This window comes from Rhodococcus sp. PSBB066 (genome assembly GCF_017068255.1).
Taxonomy (GTDB): domain Bacteria; phylum Actinomycetota; class Actinomycetes; order Mycobacteriales; family Mycobacteriaceae; genus Rhodococcus; species Rhodococcus aetherivorans.
This window is the reverse complement of record NZ_CP070859.1, coordinates 5834346-5852155: the sequence shown is the minus strand read 5'-3', so window position 1 is coordinate 5852155 and position 17810 is coordinate 5834346. Positions and strand designations below refer to the sequence as shown.

At 71.9% G+C, this 17810-nt stretch carries 18 protein-coding genes; 8 read left to right on the top strand and 10 right to left on the bottom strand.

The genetic code is table 11. The features are described from left to right. Positions 1 to 89: 89 nt before the first annotated feature. The 4 genes from JYA75_RS26705 to JYA75_RS26690 all read right to left on the bottom strand — a co-directional run bounded on the left by JYA75_RS26705 (position 90) and on the right by JYA75_RS26690 (position 3254). Complete coding sequence (locus JYA75_RS26705) at positions 90 to 299, bottom strand: DUF3073 domain-containing protein (protein ID WP_006930206.1); 210 nt, start codon at positions 297 to 299, stop codon at positions 90 to 92. Between the two features lie 182 nt (positions 300 to 481). Next, on the bottom strand, positions 482 to 1456 hold the full coding sequence (locus JYA75_RS26700; RefSeq protein WP_043801593.1) for an asparaginase: 975 nt from the start codon (positions 1454 to 1456) through the stop codon (positions 482 to 484). After that, positions 1453 to 2127, bottom strand: a complete 675-nt coding sequence (locus JYA75_RS26695) for an MOSC domain-containing protein (protein WP_006930202.1) — start codon at positions 2125 to 2127, stop codon at positions 1453 to 1455. Before JYA75_RS26695 ends, JYA75_RS26700 begins: the two co-directional genes overlap by 4 nt. Then, on the bottom strand, positions 2124 to 3254 hold the full coding sequence (locus JYA75_RS26690) for a folate-binding protein YgfZ (RefSeq protein WP_043801598.1): 1131 nt from the start codon (positions 3252 to 3254) through the stop codon (positions 2124 to 2126). The genes JYA75_RS26695 and JYA75_RS26690 overlap by 4 nt, the downstream gene beginning before the upstream one ends. Positions 3255 to 3308: 54 nt before the next feature. Between JYA75_RS26690 and JYA75_RS26685 the strand changes: the two genes are divergently transcribed. From JYA75_RS26685 to cydC, 5 genes are all read left to right on the top strand, one after another. Beyond that, positions 3309 to 4154 carry an aminodeoxychorismate lyase gene (locus JYA75_RS26685; protein WP_029541472.1) on the top strand — a complete coding sequence of 282 codons (846 nt, stop codon included), beginning with the start codon at positions 3309 to 3311 and terminating at the stop codon, positions 4152 to 4154. A gap of 212 nt (positions 4155 to 4366) precedes the next feature. Next, entirely contained in the window at positions 4367 to 5863 is a 1497-nt protein-coding gene (locus tag JYA75_RS26680) for a cytochrome ubiquinol oxidase subunit I (RefSeq protein ID WP_161995140.1), read from the top strand. 10 nt (positions 5864 to 5873) lie between these two features. Continuing rightward, positions 5874 to 6911 carry a cytochrome d ubiquinol oxidase subunit II gene (cydB, locus tag JYA75_RS26675; protein ID WP_006930194.1) on the top strand — a complete coding sequence of 346 codons (1038 nt, stop codon included), beginning with the start codon at positions 5874 to 5876 and terminating at the stop codon, positions 6909 to 6911. Next, positions 6908 to 8647, top strand: coding sequence for a thiol reductant ABC exporter subunit CydD (gene cydD / locus JYA75_RS26670; protein ID WP_203329532.1), 1740 nt, complete (start codon positions 6908 to 6910; stop codon positions 8645 to 8647). Before cydB ends, cydD begins: the two co-directional genes overlap by 4 nt. Beyond that, positions 8647 to 10308 carry a thiol reductant ABC exporter subunit CydC gene (gene cydC, locus JYA75_RS26665; RefSeq protein ID WP_203329531.1) on the top strand — a complete coding sequence of 554 codons (1662 nt, stop codon included), beginning with the start codon at positions 8647 to 8649 and terminating at the stop codon, positions 10306 to 10308. Before cydD ends, cydC begins: the two co-directional genes overlap by 1 nt. A gap of 356 nt (positions 10309 to 10664) precedes the next feature. Here the strand turns inward: cydC and JYA75_RS26660 are convergent, their stop codons facing one another. Next, positions 10665 to 11336, bottom strand: a complete 672-nt coding sequence (locus tag JYA75_RS26660; RefSeq protein ID WP_029541483.1) for an FABP family protein — start codon at positions 11334 to 11336, stop codon at positions 10665 to 10667. Between the two features lie 229 nt (positions 11337 to 11565). On the opposite strand from JYA75_RS26660, the gene JYA75_RS26655 reads away from it, so the two are divergent. Continuing rightward, positions 11566 to 12801 (top strand): cutinase family protein, encoded by a 1236-nt coding sequence (locus JYA75_RS26655; protein WP_185713822.1) that lies wholly within the window; start codon positions 11566 to 11568, stop codon positions 12799 to 12801. Positions 12802 to 12854: 53 nt separating this feature from the next. Here the strand turns inward: JYA75_RS26655 and JYA75_RS26650 are convergent, their stop codons facing one another. The 5 genes from JYA75_RS26650 to JYA75_RS26630 form a co-directional block, all read right to left on the bottom strand. Beyond that, positions 12855 to 13160: a DUF1416 domain-containing protein gene (locus JYA75_RS26650; RefSeq protein ID WP_029541490.1), complete on the bottom strand. Its 306-nt coding sequence runs from the start codon at positions 13158 to 13160 to the stop codon at positions 12855 to 12857. Positions 13161 to 13162: 2 nt separating this feature from the next. Next, entirely contained in the window at positions 13163 to 13999 is an 837-nt protein-coding gene (locus JYA75_RS26645; RefSeq protein WP_006936411.1) for a sulfurtransferase, read from the bottom strand. A 60-nt stretch (positions 14000 to 14059) separates the two neighbouring features. Beyond that, complete coding sequence (locus JYA75_RS26640; protein ID WP_029541494.1) at positions 14060 to 14527, bottom strand: DUF4395 domain-containing protein; 468 nt, start codon at positions 14525 to 14527, stop codon at positions 14060 to 14062. A 218-nt stretch (positions 14528 to 14745) separates the two neighbouring features. Then, entirely contained in the window at positions 14746 to 15219 is a 474-nt protein-coding gene (locus JYA75_RS26635) for a thioredoxin family protein (protein WP_185713820.1), read from the bottom strand. Then, positions 15216 to 15995 (bottom strand): LmeA family phospholipid-binding protein, encoded by a 780-nt coding sequence (locus tag JYA75_RS26630; protein ID WP_006936408.1) that lies wholly within the window; start codon positions 15993 to 15995, stop codon positions 15216 to 15218. The genes JYA75_RS26635 and JYA75_RS26630 overlap by 4 nt, the downstream gene beginning before the upstream one ends. Positions 15996 to 16122: 127 nt before the next feature. On the opposite strand from JYA75_RS26630, the gene JYA75_RS26625 reads away from it, so the two are divergent. Continuing rightward, a complete protein-coding gene (locus tag JYA75_RS26625; RefSeq protein WP_006936407.1) occupies positions 16123 to 16851 on the top strand; it encodes a response regulator transcription factor in 729 nt (242 codons plus the stop codon). A gap of 10 nt (positions 16852 to 16861) precedes the next feature. Further along, the gene (gene mshD / locus JYA75_RS26620; RefSeq protein WP_185713819.1) at positions 16862 to 17758 is read left to right on the top strand and encodes a mycothiol synthase; all 897 of its coding nucleotides are present in this window, start codon (positions 16862 to 16864) and stop codon (positions 17756 to 17758) included. The last annotated feature ends 52 nt before the right edge of the window (positions 17759 to 17810 follow it).

Here is a 17810-nt window from a genome sequence, read left to right as displayed (position 1 = left end):
CTGTGCGGGATCCGGGCGGAGGGGAGGGGTGCCCAGCGGGAGGGGGGAGTCGGTGGTCCGACTCCCCCCTCCCGTGCGTGAGGCTCGGGTCAGCGACGCCAGTCGTCGTCGTAGTCGTCGTCCCAGGCGGAACGACCGTCCGGGCCGGAACGCTGGTCCGCGAAGACCTCGTCCCGGTGCGAGTTGGGTGTACCGCCAGACAATTCCCGCTGGAGGCTCTCGAAGTCGGTGGCCGGTGAGCTGTACTTGAGCTCCCGTGCAACCTTGGTCTGCTTTGCCTTAGCCCGGCCGCGGCCCATGGCTAACCCCCTCGCGCCTTGACGGGGCGGCCTGGGGAATTTGGCGGCCCCGGTTAATTGAGTATTTTCCTGGCCACCACTCTAGCGTGCAAAAGTCGGTTCCGCCTCCACACACCTGGTTGCGGCAGTGTCCGATTGGTCTCACCCACAGGCGACCTGGGCAAATGCGGTGCCGGTGGCGCTCAGAGCACCCCGGGGATCGCCCGCACCGTGCCGACCCGGATGCCGCCGCCGAGCACCGGCTGCGAGGCGAGCTCCGCGTGGTCCTCGGACCATGTCACGCCGAGGTGGTGCAGCAGGGCGGCCGTGAGGGGGAGCCGGGCCCGCTCGTGGCCGTCGTCGATCTTGAGGGCGAACGCGGTGCCGTCCGGCAGGGCGCCCGCGTGCACGCCGTCCGCGCCGGCCTTGCACAGCAGCCCCGGCACCGCGGGCATCAGCCGGGCGTCGTCCTTGCCGCTGCCCGAGACGAGGCGCGGATGACGCCGGATCGCGTCGGCGACGGCCCGTTCCGGCGTCCCGGGCGCGGCCGTCGCCAGCCGCGAATAGGCGCGGGCGAGGTTGAACAGCGGTAGCGGCACGATCGGCAGTCCGCACCCGTCGATTCCGAGATCGGTGTCCTCCACGTCCCCGGCGAGCTCGAGGATCGTCTCGAGCACGGCCTGCTGCAGCGGATGGGCGGAGTCGAGGTAGCCCGGCTCGTCCTGCTCGGCGCGGACGGGCCAGCCGTTCGCGGCGCACGTCGCGAGCATCGCCGCGTGCTTGCCGGAGCAGTTCATGTACACCGTCCGCCGTGGGCGGCCGGCCGCGACGATCGTCGCGCGGGCCGGTTCGTTGCCCGGCAGGTCCGGCGGGCACTGCAGGTCGTCCTCGGTGAACCCGTGCCCGGCGAGCAGCGCGTGCACGAGCCGGACGTGATCCTCCTCGCCCTCGTGGGAGGCCGTCGCGATGGCCAGTTCCTCCGTCGAGCTGGGCACGAATCCGTGGCGCAGCAGGGCCACCGCCTGCAGCGGCTTGTTCGACGAACGCGGGTAGACGGGCGTGTGGATCTCTCCGAGGGCGATCCGCACCTCACCGTCCGGCCCGACCACGACGAGCGAGCCGCGGTGCACGCATTCGCGGAATCCGGACCGCACCACTTCCACGAGTTCGACGCTCAATACTCCACCTGCACCTCTCGTCCGGCGACTCGTCTGCGAGCCTTGTCGGCGACACTAGGGGACAAGTCGGCCTGCCGTTCGAGCATCACCGCGATCCGCGCCGGGTCCCGGCCGGTGAACAGCTCCCGCACGGTCACCCCGTGCTCGGGCACGTGCACGACGGTGATCCCGTCGCCCGCCTCGACCGGGCCCTCGACGATCACCTTCAGGTACGCGCCGGTGTCGCCGCGGGCCGCGAACCGCTTCACCCAGCCCGGTTCCTGCGCCCACACCCCGAACGTGCCGCACGGGGTGCGCGGTCCGGTGACCTCGAGGAGCAGGCCGGCGGAGCCGATCCGCCAGCGCTCGCCGATCACGGCATCCGACGTGGCGATCCCGCTCACGCGCAGGTTCTCGCCGAACCAACCCGCGGGCAGTTCGCGGCCGAGCTCGTCGGCCCAGCGGCGCACCTCGTCCTCGGCGTACGCGTAGACGGCCTTGTGGCGGCCGCCGTGGTGGGCGGTGTCGCACTGCCGGTCGCCGTGCAGGCCGAGCTGCCGGACCGGCACGGGCCCGGGCACGGGCCGCTTGTCGATGGCGGTGTACGGAACGCGGCGGGTGCCGCTGTGGCGGACGGCGTGCACCACGCAGACCGCCTCGACCCGGCCGGTCGGGACGTACGGGTGGCTCACCGCCCGCGGAGCCGTTCCACGGCGAGCCGGCCGGCCTGCACGGCGGCGTCGTCGGGCACCGAGTCCGGATCGATCGCCGCGGCGCAGGGTCCGGCGACGAGCGCCGTACCGACGGGAACGTTCCGCTTGACGAGGGCCAGCGCGACGGGACCGAGCTCGAAGTGGTCGACGACGGTGCCCACCCGGCCGACGGCGCGACCGTCGGCGGTCACCGGGTCGCCGGGTTCGGGCCGGCCCTCGGCGGAACCGTCGAGGTGCAGCAGGACGAGGTGCCGGGGCGGCTTGCCGAGGTTGTGCACCCGCGCGACGGTCTCCTGCCCCCGGTAGCAGCCCTTGTCGAGATGGACGGCGCCGCGCTCGGCCGGGCCGCCGATCCAGCGGGCCTCGTGCGGGATGGTGCGCTCGTCGGTGTCGAGGCCGATGCGCGGGCGCAGCGAGACGACCCGCAGCGCCTCGAACGCCCAGGTGCCCGCCGGGCGGGCACCGGCGTCGACGAGGGCGGTGAACACGTCGGCGAGCCGTTCCCGGGGTACGAGAAGGTCCCAGGCGTCGTCGGTGGGCCAGGGCATGCGCCGGACGAGCCCGCCCCCGGGCAGCGCGGCCGCGGCGTAGACGTCGGCGGGCAGGGCGTCGATGCCCAGCGCGGCCAGGACGGCGGCATCGCCGGCGTGCGGACCGAGCAGGGTGAGCACGGCCAGTTCGTTGCCGTCCCGCGGCTCGGCCTTGGACCAGAACACCATCTTGGTGAGGAACGCGAGCAGGTCCGGTCCACGCTGCGGCTCGGTGTCGATCCAGGTGACGCCGTCGAGATCGGTCTGCACGAAGTGGTGCTCGACGCGGCCCTGCGCATCGAGGCTGAGGTTCTCCGCCGAGGTGCCGTCGCGCAGCTGCGCGACGTGCTGGCTCGAGATGGTGTGCAGCCAGCTCAGGCGCTCCTCGCCGGGAACGGCGACGACGAACCGGGTCGAGCGGTCGACGACGGCCACGCCGGTGAGGGCGGCGCGCTGTTCACCGAACGGGTCGCCGTAGTGCCACGGCAGTCCCGCGTCGGGGGTGCCGGCCGGCGCAGGGACGGCGCCGGGGCGGGCAAGGAGTGGGCTGTCGGTCACGGAGGGAGTGTCGGCCACGACACCAGTCTAGGAGCGCGGGTCTGTACCGGGAGGAATGGATAGGGTGTGCGCATGGCTGAGCGGGTGCTGGTGACGCTGGACGGCGAGGTTCGGGACGCGGATGTGCCGCTGCTGCACGCGGACGACATCGGGGTGCTGCGCGGCGACGGGGTGTTCGAGACGCTCCTCGTGCGTGGCGGGCGGGCACGCACCGTCGAACAGCACCTGAGCCGGCTCGTGTCGTCCGCCGCGGCGGCGGGACTGCCGGCCCCCGAGCGCGACGACTGGCGGCTGGCGATCGAGGTCGCGATCGAGCAGTGGGACGCGGAGCGGGAGGGGGCGTTGCGCCTGGTGTACACCCGCGGCCGGGAGGGCGGGAGTGAACCGACCGCGTTCCTGTTGCTGACGCCGGTGGCCGAACGGGTGTACAAGGCCCGCAAGGACGGGGTGTCCGTGGTGACGCTCGAGCGCGGATACTCGGTGGATCTCGCGTCGAAGGCGCCGTGGCAGCTGCTCGGGGCCAAGACCCTGTCCTACGCGACGAACATGGCGGCGCTGCGGCACGCCGAGTCGCTCGGCGCCGACGATGTGATCTACATCAGCAGCGAGGGGTACGTGTTGGAGGGGCCACGTTCGTCGGTCCTCATTGCGCGCGGCCGCACGCTCATCACTCCGCCGCCGGAGCAGGGGATCCTGCCCGGCACCACGCAGCAGGCGCTGTTCGACGTCGCGGGCGACCACAATTTCGTGGTGCGGTACGAGCCGGTCCGTCCTGCGGATCTTGTTGTGGCGGAAGGTGTTTGGCTCGTCTCGAGCGTCGCTCTGGCGGCGCGGGTGCACACCCTCGACGGGCACGCCCTGTCCCGCCGTGCCCTGGTCGGTGAGGTAGAGGCGTTGGTGGACGCCGCGGTCGAGTGAGCGCCGCCGCGGCCCGGCCGGGGGCGTGCCGCTCGCGCGATCGGAAGCATGTGTCGGTCGACACCGTCGACGCTTCTGTCCACTTCTACTACTGTTAGTAGTAACAAGGTCTCCGGCGCGTGCGGCGGATGGTCCCTTGTGCACAGAGTCCGAGGCCCCGAGCCCGCGCCCCGGATTCGGAACCTGTCCCTGGGCGTCACCTCGGAGTAGCCATGGATGTGTTGGACCTGTCCCGGTGGCAGTTCGGCATCACCACCGTCTATCACTTCATCCTCGTCCCGCTGACCATCGGTCTCGCCCCGCTCATCGCGATCATGCAGACCATGTGGGTGGTCACGAAGAAGGACCACTGGTACCGCCTGACGAAGTTCTTCGGCAAGCTCTTCCTCATCAACTTCGCTCTCGGCGTGGCCACCGGCATCGTCCAGGAGTTCCAGTTCGGCATGAACTGGAGCGAATACTCCCGCTTCGTCGGGGACGTCTTCGGCGCCCCGCTGGCGCTCGAGGGCCTGGTGGCGTTCTTCCTCGAGTCGACCTTCCTGGGCCTGTGGATCTTCGGATGGGGCCGGCTGCCGAAACTGCTCCACCTGGCGACGATCTGGCTGGTCGCGATCGGCGTGAACGCCTCCGCGTACTTCATCATCTCTGCCAACTCGTTCATGCAGCACCCCGTCGGTGCGACGTACAACCCCGAGACCGGGCGTGCGGAGCTGACGAGCATCTGGGAACTGCTGACCAACAACACCGCGCTCGCGGCGTTCCCCCACACCGTCGCCGGGGCGTTCCTCACCGCCGGCACCTTCGTCGCGGGCATCGCCGGCTGGTGGATGGTGCGCAACATGCGGCGCGCCGCGCAGGCCGAGCCGGTCGAGGCCGACCGGCTCGAGGGTGAGGCCCGCGGGATGTTCCGCCCCGCCGCCCGCCTCGGCATGCTGGTCATGATCGTCTCCGGTGTCGCGCTCTTCGTCAGTGGCGACATCCAGGCGAAGCTCATGTTCGAACAGCAGCCGATGAAGATGGCGTCGGCGGAGTCGTTGTGCCACACCGAGACGGACCCCAAGTTCTCGGTCCTGACGATCGGCACGCACAACAACTGCGACGGTGTCATCCACGTCCTCGAGGTGCCGTTCGTGCTGCCGTACCTCGCGCAGGGCGAGTTCACCGGCGTCACCCTGCAGGGCGTCGAAGACCTGCAGGACCAGTACGAGGAGCAGTTCGGCCCCGGCAACTACCGGCCCAACCTGTTCGTCACCTACTGGTCGTTCCGCGCCATGATCGGCCTGGCCGCCGGCTCGGCCGCGCTGGCCCTGGCCGGGCTGTGGGTCACCCGCCGCGGCCGCGTCCCCGACCAGAAGTGGTTCGGCTGGTTGAGCATCCTCGCCATCCCCACGCCGTTCCTGGCCAACAGCGCCGGCTGGATCTTCACGGAGATGGGACGCCAGCCGTGGGTCGTGCACCCCAACCCGACGGGCGTGGACATGATCCGGCTCACCGTCGACCAGGGCGTGTCGAACAGCTCGTCCGGCGCCGTGATCGCCTCGCTGGTGGCCTTCACCGTCGTCTACGGCGCGCTCGGCGTCGTGTGGTTCTGGCTGATCCGCCGCTACACCATCGAGGGCCCGTTGCCGCACGACGCCCACCCGCCGGGTGAGCACGACGACGAACCCGACGACACCGGCCGGCCCAAGCAGCTGTCCTTCGCGTACTAGGAGATCGGTCATGGGACTTCAAGAGGTCTGGTTCGTCCTGATCGCGGTGCTGTTCACCGGGTACTTCGTGCTCGAGGGTTTCGACTTCGGTGTCGGCATGCTGATGCCGGTGCTCGGCCGGGGCCGCACCGAGACGGCCGACACCCGCCGCCGGGTGTTGCTCAACACCATCGGACCGGTGTGGGACGGCAACGAGGTGTGGCTGCTCACCGCGGGCGGCGCGATGTTCGCCGCGTTCCCCGAGTGGTACGCGACCCTGTTCTCCGGGTTCTACCTGCCGCTGCTGCTGATCCTGCTCGGCCTCATCGTCCGGGTCGTGGCGATCGAGTACCGCGGCAAGATCGACGACCCCACCTGGCGGCGGCGCTGCGACTGGGGCATCGTCTTCGGCTCCTGGGTGCCGGCCGTGCTGTGGGGCGTGGCGTTCGCGAACATCGTCCGCGGCGTCGCCATCGACGAGAACAAGCAGTACATCGGTGGCTTCTTCGACCTGCTGAACCCGTACGCGCTGCTCGGCGGCGCGACCACCGCACTGGTGTTCGCGCTGCACGGCGCGGTCTTCATCGCCCTGAAGTCCGCCGACGAGGTGCGCGAGGACGCCGTGAAACTCGCCGCCCGGCTCGCCGTTCCGGCGGTCGTCGTGGCCGGTGTCTTCGTGGTGTGGACGCAACTCGCCTACGGCAAGACCTGGACGTGGCTCGTCGTCGGCGCCGCGGCGGCCGCGCTGCTCGCCGTCGTCGCCCTCACCCGCGCGGAGCGCGAGGGCTGGGCGTTCGTGTTCACCACCGTCGCGATCGTCGGCACCGTCGTCCTGTTGTTCGGCTCGCTGTTCCCGAACGTCATGCCGTCCACGCTCGGCGACACCCTGTCGCTGACGATCGAGAACGCGTCGTCGAGCCCGTACACGCTGAAGGTCATGACGTGGGCCGCGGTGATCGTCACCCCGGTGGTCCTGATCTACCAGGGGTGGACGTACTGGGTGTTCCGCCAGCGCATCTCCACCAAGCACATCCCGAAGTCCATCGGCCTGTCGCTCGGGACGAAATGACCGCGCCCGCCGACGCCCCGGTGCGTCCGTTCGGCTCCGCCCCCGGAGCGTCGGACGCGCCGCGGCGTCGCGGGCCGATCGACCCACGGTTGTGGCGTTACTCCGCCACCGCCCGCGGCTATCTGGCGCTCGCCGTCGTCACGGCCTCGATCAACGTCGCGATGATCGTCGTGTCCGCACTCGCGATCGGTGCGGTCCTCGCCGGGGTGCTCACCACCGGCTCCACCGACCTCGGCGCATGGCGGACCGAACTGCTGACGCTGGCCGCGGCCGTCACCGTCCGGACCCTCGTCACGTGGGTGCAGTCCCGGTTCGCGCACCGCTCGGCGAGCCGGGTCGTCGCCGAACTCGAGCACGAGGTGCTCGCGGCGGCGACCCGGTTGCCGCCGCGCGAACTCGAACCACGCCGCGACGAGATCGCCACCGTCCTCACCCGCGGGCTCGGCGGGCTCTCCGAGTACCTCACCGGGTACGTGCCGGCCCTGCTGCTCGCCGTCACGCTCACCCCGATCACCGTGGTGGTCATCGCCTTCCAGGACCTCACCTCGGCGATCATCGTCGTCGTGACGCTGCCGCTCATCCCGGCGTTCATGATCCTCATCGGGCTGCTGACCAAGGGCAAGGCCGACCGCACGCTGCGCACCATGACGACGCTGTCGGCCCAGCTGCTCGACCTGATCGCCGGTCTGCCCACGCTGCGCGCGCTCGGCCGCGAGCAGGGGCCGGCGCAGAAGGTGCGCGAACTCGGCGACGACCACCGCCGCACGACCATGTCGGCGCTGCGCGTGGCCTTCCTGTCCGGCACCGTGCTCGAATGGCTCGCCACCCTGTCCGTCGCGCTGATCGCGGTGAGCATCGGCCTGCGCCTCGTCTACGGCGACATGGCCCTCGAGGCGGGCATCGTCGCGCTGATCCTCGCCCCCGAGGCGTATCTGCCGCTGCGCACGGTGGGCGCGAAGTTCCACGCTGCCGAGGACGGCAAGGCCGCCGCCGAGCGCGCCTTCACGATCCTCGACCGTGCCCCCGCGACCACCGAGGTGTCGGAGAGCGCCGAATTCGATGCCACCGCAGCCGAACTGACGTTGACCGGCCTCAGCGTCGCGAGCCGCGACGGCTACGCCCCGTTCCGGCTCGACGCCGTGTGCCGGCCGGGCGCCGTGACCGTGCTGACCGGAGCGAACGGCTCGGGCAAGTCGACGGCGCTGCTCGCCGTCCTCGGCCTCGCCGCGCCGGTGGAGGGCCGCGTCGAGGTCGGTGGCCGTCCCGTGGTGGCCGACGACGCGTGGTGGGGGCAGGTGGCGTGGCTGCCCCAGCGGCCCGTGCTGCTCCCCGGTACGCTGGCCGACAACCTGCGCCTCACCGGCGTGGACCTCACCACCGCCGGGATCGACGACATCTGTGCGGCAACGGGATTCGACGAGGTGCTCGAGGAGCTCCCGGACGGCTGGGACACCGTCGTCGGCGCCGGCGGCAGCGGGCTGTCGCTCGGGCAGCGGCAACGGCTCGCCCTCGTCCGCACCCTCGCCGCGGACCGGCCCGTGCTGCTGCTGGACGAGCCGACCGCCCACCTCGACGACGCGACGGAAACCACGGTCCTGGCGACGGTGCGGGACCTGGCCCGTCGCGGACGCACCGTGGTGATCGTCGCGCACCGCCCGAGCATCCTGGCGATCGCCGACACCGTCGTCCGGGTCTGCTCCCACAGCGACGCGACCTCCGGCACGGGGGAGCGGTGATGAACGATCTGCGTCGCGCGATGGCGCTGCTCGAACTGCGCCCCGGCCGGGTCGCCGCCGCCGTCGCCGCCGGCGTCGCCACCCTGGGCAGCGCCCTGGCGCTGGCGGGCCTGTCGGCCTGGCTGATCATCCGTGCGTGGCAGATGCCGCCGGTGCTGGACCTGACGGTCGCCGTCGTCGCGGTGCGGGCCCTGGGCATCTCCCGCGGCCTGTTCCGCTATCTCGAGCGGCTCGCCGGCCACGACACCGCGCTGCGCGGCACCACCGCCGCTCGCACCCGGCTCTACCGGCGCCTCGCCGACGGCGACCCGGTCGCCTCCGCCGGCCTGCGCCGCGGGGACCTGCTCGCCCGCACCGGCGCCGACGTCGACGCCCTCGGGGACGTGGTGGTCCGGGCGCTGGTGCCCATCGCCGTCGCCGCGGTCCTCGCCCTCGCCGCCGTCGGCTGGCTCGCCCTGATCTCCCCGGCCGCGGCGGCGGTCCTCGCCGTCGCGCTGCTCGTCACCGGCGTCGCGGCCCCGTGGCTGTCCGCCCGCGCCGCGGCCCGCGCCGAGGCCGACAGCGCCGCCGCCCGCGTCCGGTTCTCCCGCGACGCGGTCACCGCGCTCGACCACGCCGCCGAGCTGCGGGTCGCGGGCCTGCTCCCGCAGGCCGTCGGCCGGGCGCACCGCGCGGGCGTGGACGCGGTGCGGGCCACCGACCGCGCGGCCGTCCCCGCCGCGTACGCGGAGGCCGCCACCCCCCTCGCGGTCGGGGCGAGCGTCCTGGGGTCGCTGCTCGTCGGCATCGCGGTCTTCGCCGAGGGCGGGATGAGCCGGATGTCCCTCGGGATCCTCGTGTTGCTGCCCCTGTCCGCGTTCGAAGCCGGCGCGGCGCTGCCCGGCGCGGCCGTCACCCTCACCCGCGCCCGGATCGCGGCGCGCCGCGTCGTCGACCTGCTCGACCGCGCCGACCGGCCGGTGCCGCACGGCACCCGGCCCGTCGCGGAACCGTGCCACCTGCGTGCCGTCGATCTGCGCAGCGGCTGGCCCGGCGGACGGGACGCCGGGCCCCTCACGCTCGACCTGCCACCCGGCGCGCGCGTCGCCCTCGTCGGGAGCAGCGGCAGCGGCAAGACCAGCACACTGATGACCCTCGCGGGGTTGCTCGAGCCCGTCGCCGGGACGGTCACCCTCGGCGGCGTGCCGCTCGCCGAGCTCGAACCGGCTGCCCTGCGGCAGAAGGCCGGATTCTTCGCCGAGGACGCCCACCTGTTCGAGACGTCCGTGCTGGAGAACCTGCGGGTGGCCCGCGGAGACCTCACCGAGGCCGAGGCGCTGGACGTGCTCGGCGACGTCGGGCTGGGGGAGTGGGTGGCCGGGCTTCCCGACGGACTGCACAGCACCCTGGCCGGCGGTGCGCGGGCTGTCTCCGGGGGCCAGCGGCGCCGGTTGCTGCTCGCGCGGGCCCTCGTGTCCCCCGCACGGGTGCTGCTGCTCGACGAGCCGACCGAGCATCTCGACGCCGTCGACGGTGCGCAGTTGCAGCGGCTGCTGCTGGACCGGGACGCCGGATTCGTCGCGCCCGAGCGCACCGTCGTCGTCGTCACGCACCAACTGCCCGGCGACACCGCGGCCGACCTCGTCGTTCGCCTGGGGAAAAACTCGTTGCCCGCGGTCTGAGCGGGGCGTACTTTCGGGCGTACACGAGAAAGGAGGTGGTCTGAATTGAAGTATCGGACACGTGAGGTGGCTGCGCGCTAGCCGCTGTCATCGACGACGGGATTGTCGACCGCTGCAGCGGCCGGCGAATACCACGCAGTCACCCGGCCCCCGAGCCTCCCGGTCCGTCCGACCGGGAATCGCCGAGACGATCCGTCCCGGCGTAGCGCTCGGGGGCCGTTCGCGTCCGTCGCTCGGGGGCCGTTCGCGTCCGTGGGCGGAGGCCGTGCGCGGGCCGCGCGACCACGTCCCTCGGCTCGGGGACCGGCGGAACGGGCCGCGTGCCCGGAGGGCGGTTCCGAAGGAGTGCCGGGCGGTCAGCCGATGTAGCGTGCCAGCCGCGCGGACATGTGCGGCTGCAGTTCCCCGTCCGCGGTGACGCGTTCCTCGACGTAGGCGAGATCGCCGCCCTCGACGATGCCGTACAGGCGCTTGGCGCCGCCGACCACCTCGCCGGACTGGCTTCGGATCACCACGTCGGTCGCCAGCTCCCAGGACGACTGGGTCAGGGCGGTGCCGTAGTACAGCTCGACGACGCCGGAGCTGTGATTGAGGAGCAGCTCGAGGGTTTCCGGATCCTCGCTGCCGGGCGCGCCGGTGCCGGAGACCCGCCAGAATCCGCTCTCCCGCCGGTCCGGGCCGCGGTAACCGCCCTCCTCGTCGAGGCGCCACGAACGGGCCTCCCACACGAGGTAGTTGCCGCCGTCGTGGGTGACCACGATCTGCTGGCCGAAGCGGTAGTCGCCGGTGCGGGGATCGTTGCCCTCGCCCTCGCCGCGCCACACGCCCACCATGGGCAGCAGCGCCAACAGCTCCGGATGCATGTCCGGGCCGAGGCGCAGGTTTGCGGTGTCGTCGGGGACGGGCAGGCCGCTCAGGATCGGGACGTTCTTGTCGGCAGTCGCCTTGGCCCGTTCGAGGGCGTCCGCGACCGCCTTGTCGCCGCTCCCGCGGACGACCTCCCGTTCCTCACCGGACTCGGCACTCACGGCTGATCGGTCACCAGACGGTAGAGGACGTACACCGCGAACCACGTGATGAGCACGGCCGCCAGGACAAGGAGAGCTTCGAAGAAGATGACCACGGCCATATCCTAGACGGCGCCCGGAGAGCGCGAAAACCGACGTCCCCACCGGGCGCGCAGTGCGGCGCGCGGGATAGTACCGTGCAGTGGGCCGTGTGGGCCCTTTCGTCCGGAAAGTCCGACTCGGAGGTCGTGTGCGCCCCATCCGTCTGCTGCTGCCGGCTGTTGCGGCGCTCGCGACCCTGTCCCTGACCGTGCCCGTCGCGGTCGCCGCCCCCGGGACGGGGTCGAGCAGCGGTTCGTCCGGGCCCGCCGTCCACCCCGACAACTACGCCCTGGAGTGCCCCGACCTGCTGATCGTCGCGGTCTCCGGCGCCACCGACTCCGAGGCCGGCCGCGATCCCGTGGTCGAGGAGTCGCGACAGCTGTGGTCGAACTGGGTGGGCAACGTGACGGTCCCGGCCGGCGAGGCCACCGCGGACCGTCCGGGCTCGATCGGCTGGATGTACGTGCCGTACCCGGCCACCTACGGCCTGGGCCTGTTCGAGGACGTGCCGACCTATCAGGACTCGGTGGCGGCGGGCGTCGCGTCGACCAACCGCATCCTCGACGAACGCAAGAGCGCCTGCGGGGAGCGCACCCGGTTCGCGCTCGTCGGCTACAGCGTCGGCGCCGAGGTGATCGAACGGGTGAGCCGCGAACTCGGGCACCGGCCCGCCGACGCCCATGTCGCACCGGACGACATCGCCGGGGTCGTCCTCGTCGGTGACCCGTACCGGCCGGCGGGGGTCGACTCGATGGGCGAGCCCGGTCCGCCCGGTGGCGGGTTCATGTCCTCGGAACCCGCCGACTACGGGGCGCTGGCCGACCGGGTCGTGTACTCGTGCCGGCGTTACGACGTCGCGTGCGACGCACCCGAGGACATCGCGGTGCTCGAACTGGTCCTCGGCGTGCTCGGACAGATGCGGTTCACGCTGCTGAACCCGTTGCAGACCGTCGGCGACCTGGGCGGTGCGCTGGCGGTGACGGCGGCCCGCGCGGCCGCCCACATCGTCACCCGCGACGACTGGTGGGAGTCCGACGAATCCCTCCTCGACGTGCTGCGCAAGGTCGTCGACACGACGTACCCGGTGGACCCGAGCGCCGATGTGAGCCCCGAACGGATGCGGGAGATTCTCGACTGGGCCTTGGGACCGGGCCGGCCGGTCGTGGTGGAGAAGCTGCGCGCCGAGGGAGCCGGCTTCGCCGACGACAACAGCGGCATCGTCGACCTGTTCCTCGAGCCGTACCTCCTGCTGGGCTTCATCCAGCACATCGGCTACTGGAACACGAACCCGCACGATCCCTGGTACTCGGACAGTGAGCGGATCGTCGACTGGATCGTCGCGCTCGCCGACGCCGAACGGACGGACCGGCAGCCGCAGAACTGACCACGGACGACGGCGGGCCCGTTCCCGGAGGAACGGGCCCGCCGAACGGTCTGCTACTTCGCGACCGTGACCTCGACGTGGTGGACGCCGGGGGCGGCCGGGCTCACGGCGACGTCACCGTTGCCACGGCCGGACAACGCGCGGACCTTCCAGTCGCCGGGCGCGGCGAAGAAGCGGAAGTCACCGGTGCCGGAGGCGACGACCTCGGCGGTGAACTCACCGGTGCCGTCGAGCAGGCGCACGAAGGCACCGCCGACCGGCTGGCCGTCGGCGTCGACGACACGGCCGGTCAGGACCGTCTCCTTCTCGACGTCCACGCCCGCGGGCAGGGTCTGGGACTGAACGGGTGCACCACACATGGTCAGCGAACCTCCAACTCGATCGGGGCTCCGACGAGCGAGCCGTATTCGACCCAGCTGCCGTCGTAGTTCTTGACGTTCTTCTTGCCGAGGATCTCCTGCAGCACGAACCAGGTGTGGCTCGAGCGCTCACCGATCCGGCAGTAGGCGATGGTCTCGCGGCTGTCGTCGAAGCCCTTCGCCCGGTAGAGGGCCTCGAGGTCGTCGTCCGACTTGAAGGTGCCGTCCTCGTTGGCGGTGGTGCTCCACGGAATGTTGATCGCACCCGGGACGTGGCCGCGCTGCTGGGCCTGCTCCTGCGGCAGGTGGGCCGGGGCGAGGATCCGGCCGGAGAACTCGTCGGGGGAGCGGACGTCGATGATGTTCTTGGTGCCGATCGCGTCGATCACCTCGTCGCGGAAGGCGCGGATCGAGTAGTCCGGCTCCTGCGCCTTGTACTCGGTGGCCGGGCGGGTGACCTCGTCCTTGGACAGCGGGCGTCCGTCGAGCTCCCACTTCTTGCGGCCACCGTCGATGAGCTTGACGTCCCGGTGCCCGTAGAACTTGAAGTACCAGTACGCGTAGGCGGCGAACCAGTTGTTGTTGCCGCCGTAGAGCACGACGGTGTCGTCGTCGGCGACGCCCTTCGCGGACAACAGGGCGGAGAACTGCTCCCGGTTCAGGAAGTCGCGACGGACGCCGTCCTGCAGGTCCTTACGCCAGTCGAGCTTGATCGCGCCCTCGATGTGCCCGCCGTCGTAGGCTGCGGTGTCCTCGTCGACCTCGATGAACACGGTCTTCGGTGCGTGAAGGTTCTGCTCTGCCCAGTCTGCTGAGACCAGGACGTCGGAGCGAGCCATGGGGTTTCCTTTCGGTGTTGACACTCTCGGTCGAGTGGAACGGTGCGGAGGGAACGGTGGTCAGGCGGCGACGGCCCGGAACCTGGCCACGAGCGGGTAGATCGCGCAACCGAGGCACACCCCGAACGCGGCGTTGAGCAGCGCGGCGAACAGCGCGAACCCGGTGGCGACGAGACCTGCGAGGTCGGCGCCGAGGAGGAATCCGAAGGTGCCCACGGCGGCGAACACGAACCCGACGAGCTGCGCGAACCGCAGCGGGGCGACCGGTTCCTTCTCGGTGGGCGCGCCCAGCCGGGGCGCGACGAGCCGCGCGAAGAGCAGGCCGTAGGGGCTGCGGCGCGGGCCGAGGGCTGCACCGGCCGCGAACACCGCGGTCTGGACGGCGAGCAGTACGCCGGCCACCGTCGTCGAGACCGTCGCGACGGCCAGGACGACGACGAGGACGGCGGTGGTGATCCACGCCGCGAACCGGGGGCCGCGGACGTCTACCTGCTGACCCTGGCGGGCGGCGGGGGCGGTGGTGGACATGAGGGGTGCTCCTGCTGGGAGGGGACGCATGGGGGCGAACCGTCGCGGTGGCAACCGCGGGGATCACACCGGTGACGGCAGCGGATGCCGCGGAGACGGTCGGGCGTCTCGGCCGGGGTGATCAGCAGCAGGTACAGCAGAAGCCGCCGAGGCGGCACAGATCGACTGTGCGGCGTCGGGTGAGCATGAGCTCTCGGCAGGTCGACACGGCAGGCAGCTTAGCCGACGTCTCGACGGATCGGGGCACAGGGGGTGCGCAGCGGCACCAGCGCGGCCCGCAGGTCCGCCGCGGCCGGCACCCCCGAAACCCGGTACCTTTCGGTGCCGGCGGCGTCGAACAGGAACGTCGTCGGCAGCGACAGCACGCCGAGTTCCCTTGCCAACTGCGGGTTCTCGTCGATGTCCAGTTCGAGGTCGCGGGGTGCCGGCAGCCCGTCGCCGGTGGCCGCGAGGTCGGCGACCACCTGAGCGACGACCCGGCGCACCGCGGCGCACGGTCCGCACCAGTCGGCGGAGAAGTGCAGCACCACCGGCGCACTGCCGGTGCCCACGCCCACCGCGGCCAGCAGGGGGCCGGGCCCCGGCGCGGGGGCGGCCGCGACGGCGCGGACCTTGCCCGCGCGGGCCCGCAGGACGGTCCCGGTGATCAGGGCGGCAGCCACCACCACCAGCAGTACGACGACGGCGGTCACAGGCGCTGAACCTCCTCGAGGTCGATCGTGGTCTGGTGCGCCTCGCCCTCGATCACGATCGTCGAGCCGCGGGCCTCGACCGCGGTCGGGCGCACCCCGAACGGCAGGTTCTGGGGTTCGATCGTGGTGGTGAACAGGCCCAGCACCGCCGGCTTCAGCGGATCCGGCACGGTGAAGTCCGCCTGTCCCTCCGGGCCGAAGTACAGGTCCGACGCGACGATGCGCACCGTGTCGCCCTCGAGCAGCAGGTCCGCCTGGACGCTGACCTCCGCGGAGACCGGGCCGACCGGAACCGTGCCGGTGAGGACGACCCCGCCCGCGGTGGTGCGTCCGGAGCCGCCGGACCCGCCGGTGCCGTCGGACTTGTCGGCCGGGGGAGCGGACACCTGCAGGTCGGGAATGCCGTAGAGCTGACCGAGCTCGGTCGCGTCGATCATCACGCGCCCGTACAGCAGGTCCACCGGCACCGAGCGGATCGAACCGTCGAGCAGCTCGCCCGCGGCCGCATGGGCACCGATCAGGTTGGCCTCGATCGTGATGTCGCCGAGCGTCCCGCTGGGCACGCCCTGCGCCCGGATCTCCACGTTCTCGTAGCGGCCCGCCCGGGCCTGGGTCAGGAACGGGAATCCGTGGATGGTCACCGCCGGGTCCGCCGTCAGCGCCCCACCCTCCCGCAGCGCCCGCGAGACCCGGTACTCGGACCACGCCGCGGCGCCGAAATCGATCAGGAGCGCGACTCCGACGAGCGTCACGAGAGCGAGGATGAGTTTGCGCACCGCACCATTGTGACGGACGGCTCGCGCCGCTTCCCGAGTGCGGTTGCCCGGTGAACGCCGTCGTGGCGTTAATCTGTAGCGCGTCGTTTACACGAGTTTCGCGCAGCCCGCGAAGAATGGAGGCACGGTGGAGCTGTTGCTGCTGACCTCCGACCCCAACCCGGACGCGGTCCTGCCCTCGCTGTCGTTGCTCGCGCACTCGGTGCGCCCGGCACCGACCGAGGTGTCCTCGCTCCTCGAGGCCGGTTCCGCGGACATCGCCATTGTCGACGCCCGCACGGACCTGGCCGCGGCCCGCGGCCTGTGCCGGCTGCTCGGCAGCACCGGGTCGGCAATACCGGTCGTCGCCGTGCTCACCGAGGGCGGCCTGGTGGCGGTGAACCCGGAGTGGGGGCTGGACGACATCCTGCTGACCACCACCGGCCCCGCCGAGCTGGACGCGCGGCTGCGATTGCTGGTCGGCCGGTCCGGCGGTGCGGCGGGCCCCGAGAACACCGGCAAGATCACCCTCGGGGAGCTCTCGATCGACGAGGGCACCTACACCGCTCGCCTGCGTGGCCGCCCCCTCGACCTGACGTACAAGGAGTTCGAGCTCCTCAAGTACCTCGCGCAGCACGCCGGCCGGGTGTTCACCCGCGCGCAACTGCTGCAGGAGGTCTGGGGTTACGACTTCTTCGGCGGCACCCGCACCGTCGATGTGCACGTGCGGCGCCTGCGCGCCAAGCTCGGCCCCGAGTACGAGTCCCTGATCGGCACGGTCCGCAATGTCGGCTACAAGGCGGTGCGGCCCACCACCAAGACCGGGAAGGGCGGCTCCACCACCATCGAGTTCGAGGACGCCGAACTAGCGGACTAGGCTCGCCGTCGTGGAATTCGTCAGCCGACTGTCCGCCGAGCAGGCCGCCGAGGTGCGGGCGCTCGTCGCCCGCGCCCACGCCGCCGACGGAACGGCCCCCGTGTCCGAGCAGGTGCTGCACTCCCTCACCGGCGACGGCGACGTCCGGCACCTGGTGGCCGTCGATGCCGCCGCGATCGTCGGCTACGCCAATCTGGTCCCCGGTCACGGGGAGCACCCGGCGATGGCCGAGGTGGTCGTCGATCCGCCGCACCGCCGCCGCGGCGTGGGGTCGCGGCTCGTCGCCGCGGCCCTCGACGCCGGTGGTGCCGGCACCCGGGTGTGGGCACACGGCGACCTCGAGTCCGCGCGGGCGCTCGCGGCGCGGCTCGGCCTGACCCCGGTCCGGGAACTCCTGCAGCTGCGGCGCCCCCTCGGGGAGCCCGAGCTGCCGGCCCTGCAGGTCCCCGACGGGCTGATCCTGCGGACCTACCGCGGACCCGAGGACGACGCGGAACTGCTGCGGGTCAATGCCGCCGCCTTCGCGTGGCACCCCGAGCAGGGCCGCTGGACCGAGCGCGACGTCGCGCAGCGCCGCAGCGAGTCCTGGTTCGACCCGGCCGGGGTGTTCCTCGCCTTCGACGAGCAGGACCCGGACCGGCTCCTCGGCTTCCACTGGACGAAGGTGCACGCCGCCACGGCGGACCAGCCGGCGATCGGGGAGGTGTACGTGGTGGGCATCGATCCCGGGGCGCAGGGGCGCGGTCTCGGCCGGCTGCTCACGCTCGCCGGGTTGCGGTATCTGCGGGAACGCAGGCTCGGCGCGGTGCTGCTGTACGTCGAAGGCGACAACGACGCCGCGCTGCGCACCTACGGCCGGCTCGGATTCGAGCGATTCCACGTGGACCTCGCATACGCGAGAGCGTGAGCGGAGCACGTACCGAACGAGTCCGGCCCGTGAATGTCGTGTGACGTCGACC

Coding starts and splice junctions, on each gene's coding strand:
- JYA75_RS26705 (WP_006930206.1), bottom strand. CDS start 299: ATGGGCCGCGGCCGGGCTAAGGCAAAGCAGACCAAGGTTGCACGGGAG.
- JYA75_RS26685 (WP_029541472.1), top strand. CDS start 3,309: ATGGCTGAGCGGGTGCTGGTGACGCTGGACGGCGAGGTTCGGGACGCG.
- JYA75_RS26680 (WP_161995140.1), top strand. CDS start 4,367: ATGGATGTGTTGGACCTGTCCCGGTGGCAGTTCGGCATCACCACCGTC.
- cydB (WP_006930194.1), top strand. CDS start 5,874: ATGGGACTTCAAGAGGTCTGGTTCGTCCTGATCGCGGTGCTGTTCACC.
- cydD (WP_203329532.1), top strand. CDS start 6,908: ATGACCGCGCCCGCCGACGCCCCGGTGCGTCCGTTCGGCTCCGCCCCC.
- cydC (WP_203329531.1), top strand. CDS start 8,647: ATGAACGATCTGCGTCGCGCGATGGCGCTGCTCGAACTGCGCCCCGGC.
- JYA75_RS26650 (WP_029541490.1), bottom strand. CDS start 13,160: ATGTGTGGTGCACCCGTTCAGTCCCAGACCCTGCCCGCGGGCGTGGAC.
- JYA75_RS26645 (WP_006936411.1), bottom strand. CDS start 13,999: ATGGCTCGCTCCGACGTCCTGGTCTCAGCAGACTGGGCAGAGCAGAAC.
- JYA75_RS26640 (WP_029541494.1), bottom strand. CDS start 14,527: ATGTCCACCACCGCCCCCGCCGCCCGCCAGGGTCAGCAGGTAGACGTC.